The 14,965-nt window shown below is 69.1% G+C and carries 16 protein-coding genes and 2 pseudogenes; 5 read left to right on the top strand and 13 right to left on the bottom strand.

From position 1 onward, the window contains the following. The 3 genes from KBI5_RS14085 to KBI5_RS26355 all read right to left on the bottom strand — a co-directional run. The coding region (locus KBI5_RS14085; RefSeq protein ID WP_157902509.1) for a type I restriction-modification system subunit M N-terminal domain-containing protein at positions 1-560 on the bottom strand (560 nt) is incomplete at its 3' end. 150 nt (positions 561-710) lie between these two features. Beyond that, the gene (locus tag KBI5_RS14080) at positions 711-941 is read right to left on the bottom strand and encodes a hypothetical protein (RefSeq protein WP_023840169.1); all 231 of its coding nucleotides are present in this window, start codon (positions 939-941) and stop codon (positions 711-713) included. A 44-nt stretch (positions 942-985) separates the two neighbouring features. Further along, positions 986-1,138 (bottom strand): hypothetical protein, encoded by a 153-nt coding sequence (locus KBI5_RS26355; protein ID WP_157493328.1) that lies wholly within the window; start codon positions 1,136-1,138, stop codon positions 986-988. A gap of 563 nt (positions 1,139-1,701) precedes the next feature. On the opposite strand from KBI5_RS26355, the gene KBI5_RS14075 reads away from it, so the two are divergent. Next, a complete protein-coding gene (locus KBI5_RS14075) occupies positions 1,702-1,941 on the top strand; it encodes a transposase (protein WP_051623782.1) in 240 nt (79 codons plus the stop codon). Positions 1,942-2,175: 234 nt separating this feature from the next. On the opposite strand, the gene KBI5_RS14070 is transcribed toward KBI5_RS14075, so the two are convergent. From KBI5_RS14070 to KBI5_RS14035, 8 genes and pseudogenes are all read right to left on the bottom strand, one after another. Beyond that, the gene (locus tag KBI5_RS14070; RefSeq protein ID WP_070982162.1) at positions 2,176-3,324 is read right to left on the bottom strand and encodes an SRPBCC family protein; all 1,149 of its coding nucleotides are present in this window, start codon (positions 3,322-3,324) and stop codon (positions 2,176-2,178) included. A 276-nt stretch (positions 3,325-3,600) separates the two neighbouring features. Next, positions 3,601-4,437, bottom strand: a complete 837-nt coding sequence (locus tag KBI5_RS14065; protein ID WP_241882902.1) for a hypothetical protein — start codon at positions 4,435-4,437, stop codon at positions 3,601-3,603. A 374-nt stretch (positions 4,438-4,811) separates the two neighbouring features. Beyond that, positions 4,812-5,843, bottom strand: coding sequence for a 2OG-Fe(II) oxygenase family protein (locus KBI5_RS14060; RefSeq protein ID WP_085015487.1), 1,032 nt, complete (start codon positions 5,841-5,843; stop codon positions 4,812-4,814). 31 nt (positions 5,844-5,874) lie between these two features. Then, positions 5,875-6,114: a hypothetical protein gene (locus KBI5_RS27865; protein WP_035941046.1), complete on the bottom strand. Its 240-nt coding sequence runs from the start codon at positions 6,112-6,114 to the stop codon at positions 5,875-5,877. A gap of 142 nt (positions 6,115-6,256) precedes the next feature. Next, positions 6,257-6,754: pseudogene (locus KBI5_RS27860) on the bottom strand (ATP-binding cassette domain-containing protein); the annotation flags it as partial. Positions 6,755-6,780: 26 nt separating this feature from the next. After that, the gene (locus KBI5_RS27855; protein ID WP_241882901.1) at positions 6,781-8,277 is read right to left on the bottom strand and encodes an ABC transporter permease subunit; all 1,497 of its coding nucleotides are present in this window, start codon (positions 8,275-8,277) and stop codon (positions 6,781-6,783) included. Between the two features lie 6 nt (positions 8,278-8,283). Beyond that, positions 8,284-8,547 carry a hypothetical protein gene (locus KBI5_RS14040; RefSeq protein WP_023840171.1) on the bottom strand — a complete coding sequence of 88 codons (264 nt, stop codon included), beginning with the start codon at positions 8,545-8,547 and terminating at the stop codon, positions 8,284-8,286. Next, positions 8,541-9,683 (bottom strand): ABC transporter substrate-binding protein, encoded by a 1,143-nt coding sequence (locus KBI5_RS14035; protein ID WP_157902508.1) that lies wholly within the window; start codon positions 9,681-9,683, stop codon positions 8,541-8,543. Before KBI5_RS14035 ends, KBI5_RS14040 begins: the two co-directional genes overlap by 7 nt. Positions 9,684-9,870: 187 nt before the next feature. On the opposite strand from KBI5_RS14035, the gene KBI5_RS27850 reads away from it, so the two are divergent. Continuing rightward, positions 9,871-10,326, top strand: coding sequence for a hypothetical protein (locus KBI5_RS27850; RefSeq protein WP_347272503.1), 456 nt, complete (start codon positions 9,871-9,873; stop codon positions 10,324-10,326). A gap of 76 nt (positions 10,327-10,402) precedes the next feature. Then, a pseudogene (locus KBI5_RS14025) lies at positions 10,403-10,855 on the top strand (beta-eliminating lyase-related protein); the annotation flags it as partial. Between the two features lie 86 nt (positions 10,856-10,941). Here KBI5_RS14025 and KBI5_RS14020 read toward each other — a convergent pair. Further along, a complete protein-coding gene (locus tag KBI5_RS14020; protein ID WP_035941068.1) occupies positions 10,942-11,739 on the bottom strand; it encodes a VOC family protein in 798 nt (265 codons plus the stop codon). 308 nt (positions 11,740-12,047) lie between these two features. After that, positions 12,048-13,448 (bottom strand): glutamate decarboxylase, encoded by a 1,401-nt coding sequence (locus tag KBI5_RS14015; protein ID WP_085015485.1) that lies wholly within the window; start codon positions 13,446-13,448, stop codon positions 12,048-12,050. 343 nt (positions 13,449-13,791) lie between these two features. On the opposite strand from KBI5_RS14015, the gene KBI5_RS14010 reads away from it, so the two are divergent. Beyond that, complete coding sequence (locus tag KBI5_RS14010) at positions 13,792-13,992, top strand: hypothetical protein (RefSeq protein ID WP_085015484.1); 201 nt, start codon at positions 13,792-13,794, stop codon at positions 13,990-13,992. Between the two features lie 91 nt (positions 13,993-14,083). Continuing rightward, positions 14,084-14,695 (top strand): hypothetical protein, encoded by a 612-nt coding sequence (locus tag KBI5_RS14005; protein WP_011434651.1) that lies wholly within the window; start codon positions 14,084-14,086, stop codon positions 14,693-14,695. The last annotated feature ends 270 nt before the right edge of the window (positions 14,696-14,965 follow it).

The following is a 14,965-nucleotide window of genomic DNA, read 5'->3' as shown; positions in this document are numbered from 1 at the left end:
GCGAAGAGCAGGTCGACCAGCAGCCGGATCGCGTCGCGTGGGGTGTAGTGGTCGCCGGAGGTCTCGTTCGCGGCCTCGTTGAACTTGCGGATGATGTACTCGAACGCATCGCCCATGTCGGCGTTCGACACCRCMTYGGGGTGCAGGTCGATCGCCTTGAACGAGGTGATGATCTCGCGCAGGAGCCCSGCCTTCTCCAGCGCGAKGATCTCCTTCTTGAAGTCGAAGTACTCGAASACRTCCACGTCCGYCGAGAACCGGTCGAKGTAGTCGGYCAGGTTGTCCGCCAGCCCGTCGGCGTCGGCCAGGAGGTTGCTGAATCCGTAGTTGGARGTGTTGTAGAACGGCCTGCCGGTCGCCTTCTTCACCTCGATCTTCAGCCGGATCGGGTTGTCGARCKTCCGCGCGAGCTCGCGGACCGTCTCCCGGTCGGGCTCGAGGATGCAGTCGAGCCGGCGCAGGATCGTGAGCGGRAGGATCACGTTGCCGTACTGGTTGGGGCGGTAGGGACCCCGAAGCTGGTCGGCGATCGACCAGATGAAACTACCGAGGGTGCTCACAGGGCTCCTTGAGGRGATCTCACGCGAAGACGGGATGCCGGAYGCCCGCGYCCGGGCCATRGGCYACCGRCGCCGCCGKGYWCGGGGCCGAAGTTCCTGGCCAGCCCGTACCAGCAGCCGAGCGGTCTGGCGGAATCGTCGACTCTGATCTCAGCCGATCCCGATGTCACTCACCCCGCCACGGCCAGGCCAGGCTGTCCACTGCCAGACCTCGGAGAACCTCTCGGTCCACCCCGGGTCGGCCTCCAGGTACGCCTTGATCAGCGGCTCGCACATGTCGCCCTCGTCCCGCTCCTCCGGCAACGCGGCACGAAGGTCGCCCGGCAACTCGCGAATCTGATCCCCACGGACGATAGTCTGCCGCACAGTTCTGACGATCATGCCAAGACCCTCGTGACACGGTCCGCACCCGGCTACAGACCGCCCTACACTGCGGCGGCCAGGTCCGGAGCAAGGCCCCAGCGAATGGCCGGTTTCCAGCCGGGCCAGAGGCCGGCCAGCAACGCCTTGTCCTTCTCCACCTGGTGGCGGCGGGTTCCCAGCCACGTGGTGAGGCCTGCCGGCTGGTGATCGACCATGACGCCAACGCCGCGTTCGACCTGGGCGGTTCGTCCACCGCGAGTACGCCAGCGAYGTCAATCCCGCCCGTGGGAGAGCGTCCGGCGCCGAGGCACAGCGAACATGACCCGACTGACAGTGTGGAGCGGTGCGTGAGGTTATGCCCCGTTGATCCGGTCAGCCCCCGCTGCAGGGCGCGGTCTGTGCGACAGCGATGAGCAGCAGGTGCTGGGCCGCAGCCCCGGTCCGCGTGTTGGCGGCTGCCGTCAGCTTGAGGCGGTCCAGGCGGGCTACTGAGTTTTAATCCGCGAAGTTGTGTGGAAGCACGATTATCCTTCACCTTATTGTGATCTCTGGGTGAGTGGTGCGCGTTCTGTTCGGGTAGCCGGCTGGTACGAGGTACGCGACGGGTGGCGGGCTGACCGCCACGGAACGGGATCGCCGGGAACCGGTCCGGAGGGACGCGGCCGAACGGTTCGCCCGGGACGAGCCGGTCGCACAGGTTGAAGCGGACCGGTGAAACACCGGGGCCGCCGCGACGAGCCGAAGTCGTTCTCCTGGCGGGACTATCCGGGATCTGGTCGTGGCCGTGCACAAGCGGCTGGGCCGGCCGGTCGTGCTGGTCTGGGACAACCTCAACCGGCACCTGTGCGCGGAGATGGCCGCTTTCATCGCTGCGAACACACTGTGGCTGACTGTGGTGGCGCTGCCCTCGTACGCGCCCGAACTGAACCCGGTGGAAGGGCTGTGGTCGGTACTCAAAGGCGGGCAGATCGCCAACCGGGCCTTCGACGAYGTCGATCTGACCTTGAAACCATCATGATCCACGAAGTCATGATCCGACGACATCACGCATTAAAAATCAGTATTCCCGTCCACGCGGCCAGCGACCGACCACGCACTGCCGAAACCACACCGCCCGACTCTCAGCCCCGCGAGGGAGCTACCAGAGCCGCCACGCTTCGTAGTCGATCAATGCTGATTTGCTACCTCGCCGCAGCCCTGGGCCCCGGCCCACCCGCGCCAGGGGTCGGCGCGGGGCCCGTCCGGACCGGCGCTACCCGCCGAATGCGGCGAGCGCCTCGTCGATAACCGCATGACGATGGTGCAGCCCCGGCTCGTTGCGTCCGAAGACAAGCTCGGGCCGCACCCCCGACGCCATGTTCTTCTGGATGTCGATCGCCATGCGGTAGTCCTCGTCGCGCACCGTGGCGTGCGCGTACTCGAAGATCTCGTCCGCGGCGGTTCGCGTCGCCTCGTCCGTGAGATCCATCGGCGACGCGTTCTGGTGATAGGTGATCGAATGACCCGGTCCGCTCCCGGGATAGACCCGGAACACCTCGCCGTTGGCGACAGTGACCGACAGGACGATGTTGGGGAACAGTGCGTAGATCACCACGAGGTTGTGCAGTGGTTCCCATTCTTCCTCGGGCTTGTCCGCGAGGTCCGTGATGTGCCGCATCGGGAAGACCAGCCGATGGTGCGGGCCGAAGGAGTCGAACAGCGCGCAGTTGCTCTTGGTGATCAGCGCGAACGTGTCCCGGTGCACCGTGGCAAAATGATAGTTCTCGGCGAACGTGTCGAGCGCGAACTTCCAGTTGATCGGGAAGTCGAGCACCTTCTCGCCCACCGAGGCCCAGCTACCGATGTCCCAGGACGCGAGTTCCGGACCGAGCTCTCCCAGGTGGGCATCGATGTCCAGGGGACCGCTGTCCGGCTGGAGACCGACCCACAGGAATCCGGAATGCTCCGCGGCGGGCAGTTGCGTGAGACGGGGCTTCCCGGCCATCGTCGAGGGGAAACCTTCACGGCCGGGTCCGCCGACGAAGTCACCCTGGGCGTCATACACCCAGGCGTGATACGGGCAGACGAACCGCTCTGCCGCGCCACAGCCCTCCGCGACTGGCGCCTGGCGATGGGCGCAGACGTTCTGGAAAGCCCTGACCGTGCCGTCCTCGCCCCGGGTCAGAAGCACGGGAACGCCCATGACGGTCTTCGTGCAGTAGCTTCCGGGGGCCGGCAACTCAGAGCGGTAGCCGACAAGCTGCGGAGAGCGCAGGACAAGCTCGCGCTCGCGCTCGAAGCGTCCCTGGCCCGTGTACGCCAAGGCCGGCTGGCGGCGCTCCGCGGGCACCATGTCGGTCGTCTTGTCCATCGCGATTTTGAGCGCCCGTCGAGTGAGATCGATGAGCTCGTGGCGGTCGATCTGAGGCCTCCTTGATACGGCAGTCCTGATGCGGCGGTTACGTCATGCCGAGAGCACCGAAGTATCGGCACAAGATCGCATATGACGTGATAGCGGAATCGTATGTGCCTTCGGCCAAACGCCGTTGAGCCGGCATCGTCGAATTTCCAAAAGGAGCGACGGCGTCACTCTATGTGCAATATCTACAGTCATCCCGGAATGAATAGGCACCCTATGTCCTGGATATATCACCCTGCGTAGACGACGTCCGAGCGGGTGGTCAAGCCACGCGGGTGGTCAGGGCGTGCAGGTGCTGCCGGGCTGGCCGAAACCCGGCCGGGAGAGATCGAGGTCGATCCTGCTGTCCGGGCCGAGGACGCGCGGGCGTTCCAGGACGCATTCCCGATGCGTCGCGGTGTCGGTGACGGTGATGYGCTGCGGGCCGGCGTAGAGCGCTCCGCTGCTCCAGTCGGATGACCCGGTGCTGGTGCGGACGGCGAAGGAGGAGATCGGATAGCCGGTGGAGGAACGGGCGTGGCCGCCGAAGATGACGATCCGCACCCGGCCCGGTGCCGGCGGCCGGCCGCGGTCGGTCAGCTGCCCGCTGATCCGAGCGGTTCCGGGGTCGCCGAGGGCGGTGAGGGCGATGYGGCCGATGGCGACGGAGTACGTCCAGCCGTGTGTCCAATGGTCGAACCGGTCGATGTAGAAACGCGAATGGACGATCTCGGCGTCATGCGCCTGATCCGGGTAGAACTCGAACGACAGGCCGGCGGTGCGCGCTCCCCAGCCGGTCCGCAGCAGACCACCCCGGACCAGGTCGGGCTGGCTGTTGCCCATGAAGTAGCCAGCCGGGAAAAGCAGGCCTCCGCCGGGAGGGAAGCGGGAGTAGGTGGTGTAACTTCCCCGTTCCTGGCAGGCGTTGACGAAGGCGTCGCCCGTACGGGCCCGCGGGTCGTAGTTCTGGCAGGGAAGGTACGGTCGGCTGGTCGACCCGAGCACCAGGTCCACACCGACCGCACCGCCGATCGATGTCGGGCCCCCGTTTCGATCCGTGAACCCCTCGAAGGGAACCGCGACGCCCTCGCCGCGGGTGGGACCGCCGGCCGCCCTGACCGGCGACGATGTCGCCATGGAAAGTAAAATGATTACGGCCGCGAGCAGGAAAGCTCTCCTCCCGTCACGTGTCCTCGCGCTCCGGACCCGGGTACGAGCCAGCCCGCGGATCATGTCGACGTCCTCTCACCTGGGGAGCCTCTGCCATCAAGCCGATGACACACGCAGGGAGGGGTCGCGCCGGCGGTGCTTTCCATAACCGACACGCAGTCGTTGCGAAACCGCAAGGAGAATGTCCGCTCGTGATCAGCCTCCTGGAGCCCCTCGATACCCTCTCCGGCACGCGATTACGGCACGCGATTACGGCACCTGGGGAGCCGATCAGATGACGCATATGGGATGAGAGGGATGAAATGACCGGTCGGATTCCGACGGCAGTGCGGCCGCCCAGGTCAGCGGCCGGCGGAGGTCTCCGCAAGCTCCGAGACGAACGGACGGCCCTCCCGCCACGCGGCCACCTGYTCCGGCCGRCYGAAGACCTTCAGGTAGTTCTCGACGTTGGTCTCGTCGATCTCGCCCAGGACAACGGGCTCGAACTCCGTGCCGTCCTCCCCGACGAAGGCCGGCAGCGGTTCCAGCACGGTGTCCAGACTCGGATGGTAGAAGATCCCGGTCGACTGCCGGGTCGCACTGCCGCCGGCCACGACCCGGTGGCGGACGGGCCGGAACAGACCGTTGGTCCAGCGGGTGAGGATTGTCCCCGAGAACACCTGCAACGCCCCGGGCACGACGGGMACCGGAATCCAGGTGCCGTCGGCCTGTTGCGCCTGGAGCCCGGAGTACTCGCCGTGCTGGTGCAGGATGGTCACCGCCGAGCCGTCCGTGTGCTCCAGCAGGAGAAGCTTCTCCTCCTCAGCGACCGTGTCCGGGTAGGTCCAGGTCGGGTAGTCGTTGACGATCATGTTGATGTGGTGCGGCTCGGCGTCCGGGAAGCTGCCTGCCGGTAGTCCGAGCAGCCGCTCGTACAGGCCGAGCACCCGCTGGGCCAGCACCACGGCCGCCTTGGCGTAGGCGAAGGTGACCCCGCGCAGGTCGGGGTCCTCCGGCGGCCAGACGTTGCCGTGTTTGTAGAGCCCGAGCCACCGTTCGGACACGCCTGCGGCGGCGGCATCGGCCGGGTTGTCGAACTGGCCCACGGAATACCGTTCGAGTTCGAGGCGGCCGAGGTCGTCGGGCCACTGCCGCCAGCCCCGGAAGGGGTGTCCGGTGGGGCTGGCCAACTTCGCCTTCTCCGGCCGCGGCAGACGCAGGACGCGCTCGACCCGACGCTCGAAATCCTCGATCAGCTCCAGCGGAACGCCGTGGTTGACCACCTGGATCAGGCCGATCCGCTCGGCCGCCTCGCGCACGCGCAGCAGCAGGTCCGCGGGCGCGTCCTCGGCCAGCGCCGCTTCCAGGTCGATGGCGGGAATCTCGTCGGTCATGGCAGGGGCGTCCTCTCCGGTTTCTCCGACATCAGACATTCTCCTTCTCCGCCATCACCCCGGTGCCCGCCGCCGGCAGTGGCGGGAGCACAGGCAGATCGGCGGCGTCCAGATGGCAGTGCACCGCGCGGCCGCCGGGGGAGTCGGCGACGGGGGCGAGCGGCGGCTCGGACGCATGGCACACCTCGTCGGCGAGCGCACACCGGTCGGCGAAGGTGCAGCCCACCGGCCGGTCGGTCGGCGGCGGCGGTTGCCCGGGCACCGCCGGCATCCTGCGTTCCCGCCTGCTCACCCCCACCCGCGGGACGGCGGCGACAAGGCCGGTGGTCGGCTCGTCCAGGACGAGCAGGCGGGGGCTGCCCGAGGGCCGCTGCGATGCCGACCCGCTGCTGCTGGCCCCCGGAGAGTTCGTGCGGCCAGCGTCGCGCGATCGTCGCGGGCGCTGGCAGCCGCACCGCGCCGAGCAGCTCGACGGCCCGGGACCGGGCCTCGGCCCGGGATAGCCCCGCCAGCCGGCAGGCCTCCGCCACCTGCGCGCCGACCCGCACGGTGGGGTCCAGGCTGCTGCTCGTGCCCTGGTGGACCATAGCGAAGGCGTCGGCCCGCCACCGCCTGCGCTCCCGGGCGGACAGGGCCCGCACGTCCATCCCGTCGAGCACGATGCGGCCGGCGTCGATGGCACCCCCGCCGGGCAGCACGTCCGCGAGCGCTGCGGCCAGCGTGCTCTTGCCGCACCCCGACTCTCCGACCAGGCCGTAGGTCTCGCCGGGTCGGACCCGCAGGCTGACGCCGTCGACCGCAACGGCCGGTCCGCCGGACGATGGGTAGCTCACCGTCAGTCCATCGACGACAAGCCCCCCGGCGGCCACGGCCTCGCCCACCACCGGGCCGCCCACCGCCTGGCCATTCATCGCCTGGCCATTYATCGCCGCGTCGCTCATCGCCGGGTCTCCTGTTCCCGCAGGGTGTCGGCGATCAGCGCGACACCGATGACGAGACTTCCGACGGCGAGCGCCGGGAACAGCACCGTCCACCAGCCCTGCTGGAGGAAGACCCGGTTGTCGGCCACGGAGGCCCCCCACTCCGGGGATCCCGGTGGCTGGCCGAGTCCGAGAAAGGACAGGGTCGAGGCGGCGAAGACCGCGTCGCCCAGCCGCGACGGCGCCTCGACCAGCACGGTTCCGGTCACGTTGGGCAGCACCTCCCGCCACAGCAGCGACCAGAACGGCTCGCCGCGCAGCCGGGCGGCCTCGACATAGGGCTTCTCCCACTCGACCAGCACGGCCGCCCGCACACTGCGGGTCACGATCGGGACGAAGAACGTTCCGATTACCAGGACGAGGGTGGTCGTCGAGCGGCCCACGAGCGCCACCACCACCACGGCCGCGACCAGATTCGGGAAGACCGCGAGCACGTCGACGACCGCGAACGACGGCCGGCGGACGAGCCGCCGCTGGTCTAGCGATCCGCGCCGTCGGYGGTGCGTCGGATCCGCCGCCGACCGGCCCGGCGCACCGCCGACCGCGGGGCCAGCCGCGACGCTCGCCGCGGAATCCACCGTGATGTCGTTCACCGCGCCCTCCCCACCCGCACGCGCGGATCGAGCGGCGCGTACACCAGGTCGGCGACGACGTAGATGCCCATTCCCACCGCGCCGAGCACGATCGCGCCGGCCTGCAGGGTCGGCACGTCCTTGCTGGTCGCCAACGACAGCAGCTGGTCGCCGACGACAGCAGCTGGTCGCCGACGACAGCAGCAGGTCGCCGATGCCCTGGTAACCGAACAGCAGCTCGACGGTCACCAGTCCCGCGAGCAGGAACTGCAGCTRCACGGCGAGCGCGCTCGTCGCCGGCACCAGCGAGTTGCGCAGCACGTGCCCTCGCACGAGCTGCGCCTCGGACATGCCACGCACCCGCATCGCCCGGATGAACGGGCTAGCGAGGACCGCGGCTGTACTCGCCCGCACGTGCCTGGCGACATAGCCGGTGCACAGCAGGACCAGGCAGACCGCGGGCAGCAGCAGATGCCGGATCGAGGTCAGCGGATCAGCCCCCGGCGGTGCCTGCGCCGACGAGGGCAGCCAGTGCAGCTTCACGCTGAAGACCACCAGCAGGACGAAGGCGAGCAGGGCAAGCGTCGCGCTGTCGAGCAGACGTTCGATCACCAGCGGGCGAACGTCGACCCCGAGCGTGTAGGAGCGCCCCCAGTCACCGGTGACGAACCCACCCAGCCAGTGCAGGTAGCGGGGCATCAGCGGCTCGTCGAGACGCAGCTGGTGGCGCAGCGCGTCCACCGACGCCTGGCTGGCCTCCCGACCCAGCACGACGCGCGCCACGTCGCCGGGGATCAGTTCGGTGGCGATGAACACCAGGAAGCTGACCGCCAGCATGGTGACGGGGATCGCCGCCAACCTCCGGGCCAGGAAACGCACCATGCCGGATCAGGCCCGGCTCACGGTTGTCAGGTCGAGGAAGGCCGACGGGTGGGCGCGTAGCCCCCTGACCCGGTCGGACCGGTAGGCCCGGACGGCCCCGGACCACACGGTGATGATGACCGGCACGTCCTCGTGAAGGGCCCGCGCGATGATCTCGGCCTGCTTCTTCCGCTCGGCGGGGTCGGTCGCGGCGTCGTAGGCGTCGGCCGCGGCGTCCAAGGCGGGGTTGGCGTATTTCGAACCGTTCCAGACCCCGTGGCTCTTCACCATCGGGATGATGAACTGGCTCGGCGTCGGGCGGCCCACCCAGCCGACGAGGTTCGCGGTGGTGAACAGCCAGGGGGTGTCGGTCTCCTGATTGCCGCCGTAGAACACGTCGGAGGTCTGCTGGTCGAGATCGACGGTGATCCCCACCTGCTTGAGCTGGTCCTGGATGACCAGCGCGTAGGCCTTGTTCGGGGCGTCGAAGCTGAGGGTGAACCGCAGATTCTCGACCCCGCGGCGGACAGCAGCGACCGGACCTTCGCCGCGTCCTTCGCGCGTTGCGCGAGGTCCTTCGGTGCGGCCGCGAACGCGGGCGCGAGAAGGTGGTCGTTGCCGATGACGCCGACCCCGTTGTAGACGGCGGTGAGGACACCCGGCCGGTCCAGCGCGTAGGAGATGGCCTGCCGGACCTCCTTCTTCGTGAACGGCGGCCTGTCGACGCGTAGGGTGAACGCGGTCAGGCTGGTACCGCTGGCCTTGTCGACGGCGATGGAGTTGCTTCCGGCGATCGGGACGACGAGGTCGGCCTCGGACAGGATCTGCGCGTCGATGGCGCCGCTCTGCAATGCCAGTAGGTCGGCCTGGGCGTCCTTGTGGAAGGTCACCTTGACGCCGTCGAGGTACGGCTTGCCGGCGTCCCGGTACTTCGGGTTGCGGCGCAGTGAGGCTCCCTGGCCGACGTCGTAGGAGTCGAGCCGGAACGGCCCGGTGCCGATCGCCTTCGTGGCGAACGTGCCGACCTTGTAGTCGCTCTTGAGCACGACCGCGTTGTAGTTGCCCGCGGAGACCAGGTAAGGGAAGTCGGAGAACGGCCGCTCGAGGTGGAAGACCACCGTGTCCGCCCCCGACACCGCCACGCCGCCGGCCTTGAGGACTGACGCGAAGGCGGACAGGGCGGCGGACTTGTTCGCCGGGTCCAGCAGCCGGTCGAACGACGCCTTCACGGTCGGCGCGTCCAGCGGGGTGCCGTCAGAGAAGAGCACGCCCTTGYGCAACGTGAACGACCAGGTGCGTCCCGCGGCGCCTGACGCGCCGGCCGCGCCCGTGTCCGCGCTGGATCCGGAGCTGCCGCAGGCCGCGAGGAACGCGGCGATACCGCCCGCGCCGGTAATAGCCGAGGGTCGGGCACAGTGCAATGACACGTACCCATACAACCTTGAGTACACGAGCGATATACGTTCCGTATGCCATGCTCGACCGATCGCTACGTCGCTACGCTAAGACCGCGGTGTGCGCACTACGATTGACCTACCTGACGATCTTCATCGGCAGGCGATGTCGATCGCGCGAGACACATCGCGGACCTTGAGCGAGACCGCCGCCSATCTCATGCGCCGCGGGCTGGGGCAGGGCCGGCCCACCCATGCCTACCTGCCCTTCGATCTGACCGTTCCCCCGGACACGCCACCGCGCGAGGTGCTCCAGGTCATCACCGCGTGCGGTGGACTGCTCAGCAGCGCGCTGGCCACCGCCGACCCCGCAACGCAGGCCTGGCATTGGGGGCCATGCGATCCCGAAGGCTTCGCGGCGATGGGCGTCGCCGAAATCCTCCTCCATACCTGGGACATCGCCGCGGGGCTGACGGTCCCCTGCCGGTTCCCAGCACCCCTGGGCATACGGGTGCTTCGCCGTCTGTTCCCCGATGCACCGGACGGAGACCCGGCTCAGGTGCTGCTGTGGTGCACCGGCCGGAGTGAGCTCGACGGCCGGCCTCGACGCACTTCTTGGAGGTGGGAGGCGACCACCAGCGCACGGCCGTTCCAGCAGCCCGCTCCACAGGTCTGACCCGGTTCAGCGTCCTGTGAGCGGTCCACCGGCCTGCCCGCGAGGTGGGCGGATCCGCTCCACTCGGCCAACGGTTTCCGGCGGCCGGGTCTGGTCGCTCGGCCGGCTGGCGGAGTTCCGTGCCATCGCCGACTCCGCCGGCGTGACGCTGCACTGCGACGGCGCGCGGCTGTGGAACGCCGCGGTCGCAAGCGCCGTCCCGCCGCGTCGCCTCGCGGCCGCTTTCACGACCCTGTCGGTGTGCCTGTCCAAGGGGCTGGGCGCGCCGGTCGGCTCCCTGGTCGTCTGTGATGCCGGCCGCGTCGGCACCGTCCGGGAGTGGCGCCGCCGGCTCGGCGGCGGGATGCGCCAAGCCGGCGTGTTGGCCGCGRCCGGCCTGCACGCGCCGCACCACCATGTCGACCGGCTCGCGGAGGACCATCAACGCGCTGCCGAGCTCGCCGCGCTGCTGGCCGACGCCGCACCCGGCCGCGTCGACCCGAAGGCGGTGGAGAGCAACATGGTGCTGGTCCAGGTCACCGACGCCGGGGCCGACAGTAACGGGCCAGCCCTCGGTTCCCGCAACGACAGTGCCGCGCCCCAGGCACATCCGCGGCGGGAACCAGGCCGGGCGGGTCAGCTCGCGGCGGCGGGGGCGGGCTCAGACTTGGTCGGGCCGACCAGCTTGAACACGGCGCCGGTTGGGTCGGCGGCGACCGCGAGGCGGCCGTAGGGGGTGTCCTCGGCGGGCAGCACCACCGACCCACCGAGTTCGGCGGTCTTCGCGAGCGCCGCGTCGGTGTCCCGCACGGCGAAGTACACCGACCAGTGCGCCGGGACGCCCTCGGCCAGGAAGCCCGCCGCGTCCATGATGCCGGCAAGCGCGCCCTCGTCCTTGCCGAAGGTCGCGTAGCGGAACTCCGGGGTGTCGCTGACGACGTGAACGTCCCAGCCGAACACGTCCCGGTAGAAGCCGACAGCCGCGGCGTAGTCGCGGGTGAGCAGTTCGAACCAGCCGGGGGCGCCCGGCTCGGCAAGCACCCCGAAACCACGGTGCAGCCCCGGCTGCCACATGCCGATCGCCGCGCCGGCAGCGTCGGTCACGACGGCCATGACGCCGAGCTCTCCGACGACCATCGCCGGGACGATCACCTGACCCCCGTGGTCCACGGCGGCGGCGACGGTCTTCTCGGCATCCGGCGTGGCCAGGTAGACCGACCAGCCATCCGGGACGGCCTCGTCCGGCTTGGGCATACAGCCGGCGACCTGGACACCGTCCTTCGTGAAGGTGAAGTACCCGCCGAACTCCTCAGCGGGATCCTCCGCCGTCCAGCCGAACAGCTCGCTGTAGAACGTCCGAGCCCGGGCCGGGTCGGAGGTCATCAGGTCGACCCAGCAGGGCGCTCCGGCCGGGGCGGTCTCTCGAGTGGGCATGATGTGCTCCTTCGTGTCGTGCGGACCCGTATCAGGCGGACCGTGCCACATCACCTTGGACCCCGGCACCGACAAAAATTCCTCGGCGGCCCGCGGCGCTTCTCCGAGCTCCAAGTGCTGCCGCGTGGCATCACGCCCAGGGTGCTCACCGAGTCCCTGCGCGGCCTGGGACGCGATGGCCTCCCCACCGGTCCACATATGTGGAGGTACCCCCGCTGTGGAGGTACCCCCGCGGATCGAGTACACACTGACCCCCCGCGGGCACTCGGTCGTCTTCGGCGGGTTCGCCCCCGCGCCCGGCGCCCGGCTCAGTGGTGGAACGATGACTCGCCGGGCCGGTCGCCCGCGGTGCGCCGGCCCGGATGGGCCAGCCGGTTCACCACCCGGCGCAGGTCGGCGATGAGCAGCCCGGCGAGGTCCCGGCTGAACTCGTGACGCACGACGACCCGCAACACCGCAAGATCGGTCAGCCCCGGCGGGAACCGGTAGGCGGGCACCAGCCAGCCACGGGTGCGCAGCAGCTCGGAGACGTCGAAGACGGTGTAGTCCGTGATGTCGTCACGGAGCTTGAACGCGAACGCCGGAATGCCGCTACCGTCGGAGACCAGTTCGAACGGCCCCATCGCCGCCACCTCGGCGGCCAGCCAGCGGGCGTTGTCCCGACACGCCTGGGCCACCCGGCGGTAGCCCTTATAGCCCAGTTGCAGCAGGGTGTAGTACTGCGCGACGACCTGTGCGCCCGGCCGGGAGAAGTTCAGCGCGAAGGTCGGCATCGTCCCGCCCAGATAGTCCACCTGGAAGACGAGTTCGGCCGGTAGATGCGCCCGGTCGCGCCACAGCACCCAGCCCACCCCCGGATAGACCAGGCCGTACTTGTGCCCGGAGGTGTTGATGGACACCACCCGGTCGAGCTGAAAGTCCCAGACCAGATCGGGGTCGCAGAACGGGGCGATGAACCCGCCGGACGCGGCATCCACGTGTACCGGAACATCGGGCCCTCCGGAGGCGGCGAGGTGGTCCAGCGCGGCCACGATCCCGGCGACCGGCTCGTAGCTGCCGTCGAACGTCGAGCCGAGGATCGCCACCACGCCGATGGTGTTCTCGTCGCAGTGCGCCACGGCCTCGTCGGCGGTCAGATGCGTGCGCCCCGGCGCCATCGGCACCAGCCGTGCCTCCACGTCCCAGTACCGGGCGAACTTCTCCCAGCACACCTGCACGTTGACACCCATGACGATGTTCGGCCGGTCGGCCGGGGCGCCGGCGGACCGGCGACGCGCCCGCCAGCGGCGGATCATGGCAAGCCCGGCGAGCATGCACGCCTCGGACGACCCCGTGGTCGAGCAGCCGACCGCGTGCTCGGCGTCGGGGGCGTGCCACAGGTCGGCGAGGATGTTGACGCAGCGTTCCTCCAGCGCCGCCGTCTGCGGATACTCATCCTTGTCGATCATGTTCTTCGGGGCGCACTCGGCCATCAGCCGGTCGGCGTACGAGTCCATCCAGGTGGTCACGAACGTGGCCATGTTCAGCCGCGCCTTGYCGTCGAGCATCAGCTCGTCGTGGACGATCTGGTAGGCCGTCTCCGGCGCAGTCGACTCCTGCGGCATCCGGAACCGCGGGACTACGACCTCCTCGCCCAGCGGGGCCAGGTGCGGCCGTACGTCGACCGTCTCCTCCGCCCGATCACCACTCGCCTGACGATGTAGAGCCATCCTGGATAAACCTCCTAGCCGCGCCGCTGCGATACCGGTTTCAGGCCATGGCCCCCGAGCGGCGCAGCGAGCGGAGCACCTGCTCCTGCTGATGCGGGAGCAGCGTCGGATCGCGTGCGCCGAGCGCGCGCCGCAGCAGGTCGTCCGCTCGAGTGTCCTCGCCGGCGGCCGCGCCACATCAGCGGCACGCCACCGGACCGGACCACTATCCGGCCCGTCCGGCAAGGCGACCGTACCGGCCGCGACCGGCACAAAGTAGCTCGACGGGCACGCTCGATGTTGCCAGCGGTGGACCACTTTCGACTTCTCTCCGCTGCCGACCAATCCGAAGGTTCCCCACGGTGTGTTTCTCGTATGGATCACCTACACCGATGGGGCGGTGAATCTCAGCGGCGAACGCTGGATCAACCACCCGGACGGCTATGCCATGACGAATCTCTCCGTGCGGCCCCGCGCCGGCCATCCCGATCAACTGATGGGCCGGGTTCATCTGCAGGGATGCAGCGGTTACGCCGTCGGCCCGATCTTAAAACCCGGCCGGTGACCGAACCACCGAACGCCAGGATGGGTGACTGCCGCGGGTTCAGCGCTCCAGGCCGTTACCTTCCGGCCCGGTGAACAGGCAGGATCGATCTGTGCGGACACGGCGGGCATCAGAGGAGGACTGGGGCGCGATCTGGCCGATCTGGCGGGCCGTTGTGGTCGAGGGCGAGACTTGCGCCTGGACACCGGACACCGACGAGGAGGTCGCGAAAAGCGCGTGGATGCTGCCCCCGCCGGCCGAGGTTCTGGTGATGGAGGAGGACGGCCCGGGCGACACCTCGATCGTCGCGACCGCGCTGCTCACACCGAGTCAGCCGGGTCTGGGAGATCATGTCGTCCAGGCGATGCTGCTCGTTGATCCTAAGCGGGTGGATCACGGGGCTCCGCGCGGCGGGGCCGGAATGTACCGGGGCTACGGGCCGTACGGGGGACGTAGCTACTACGGCGGCCGGGGAGCCGAAGGCGACCGCTGGGAGAGCGTCAGCCGGCAGGCCGCGGAGCAGATGATCGAGTACGCGGCCGATCTCGGCTACCGGGCGATGCAGCTCAACGCCGTCGTCGCAGCCAATCCACGGTTGGTCGCGCTGTGGCGCTCGCTGGCGTTCCGCCTCGTCGGGACCCTTCCGGCGGCCTTCCGCCATCCTTGGCTCGGCGACGTCGACCTCCACGTGATGTACCGCTTCCTGCCCCCCCGGGAACATTGATCTAGCGACAACTGCTACGAACACCGGCGTCTCCACGTAGGCGGGGCGATACCCCAGGTCCGCCAGCGACACACTCCCATACCCCTTCCACACCTGGACAAAAGATTCTACAGCAGGAGCATCGCCTCCAGTCCCACTTTCGCCRCCGTGAATGGGTGGCGGTCGCATTCTGGAACACGTCGAACTCGACGTGTTCCACCACGGCCGGCTCGGCGCCGAGCAGTTGACACCATATCTTGCAGACCCGCGTACCTTTCTTCCCTGCCAGGT

The organism is Frankia sp. KB5 (assembly GCF_002099325.1).
GTDB classification, from domain to species: Bacteria; Actinomycetota; Actinomycetes; order Frankiales; family Frankiaceae; genus Frankia; species Frankia casuarinae.
The sequence above is the reverse complement of the archived record's forward strand: the minus strand, read 5'-3'. Positions and strand labels throughout refer to the sequence as shown.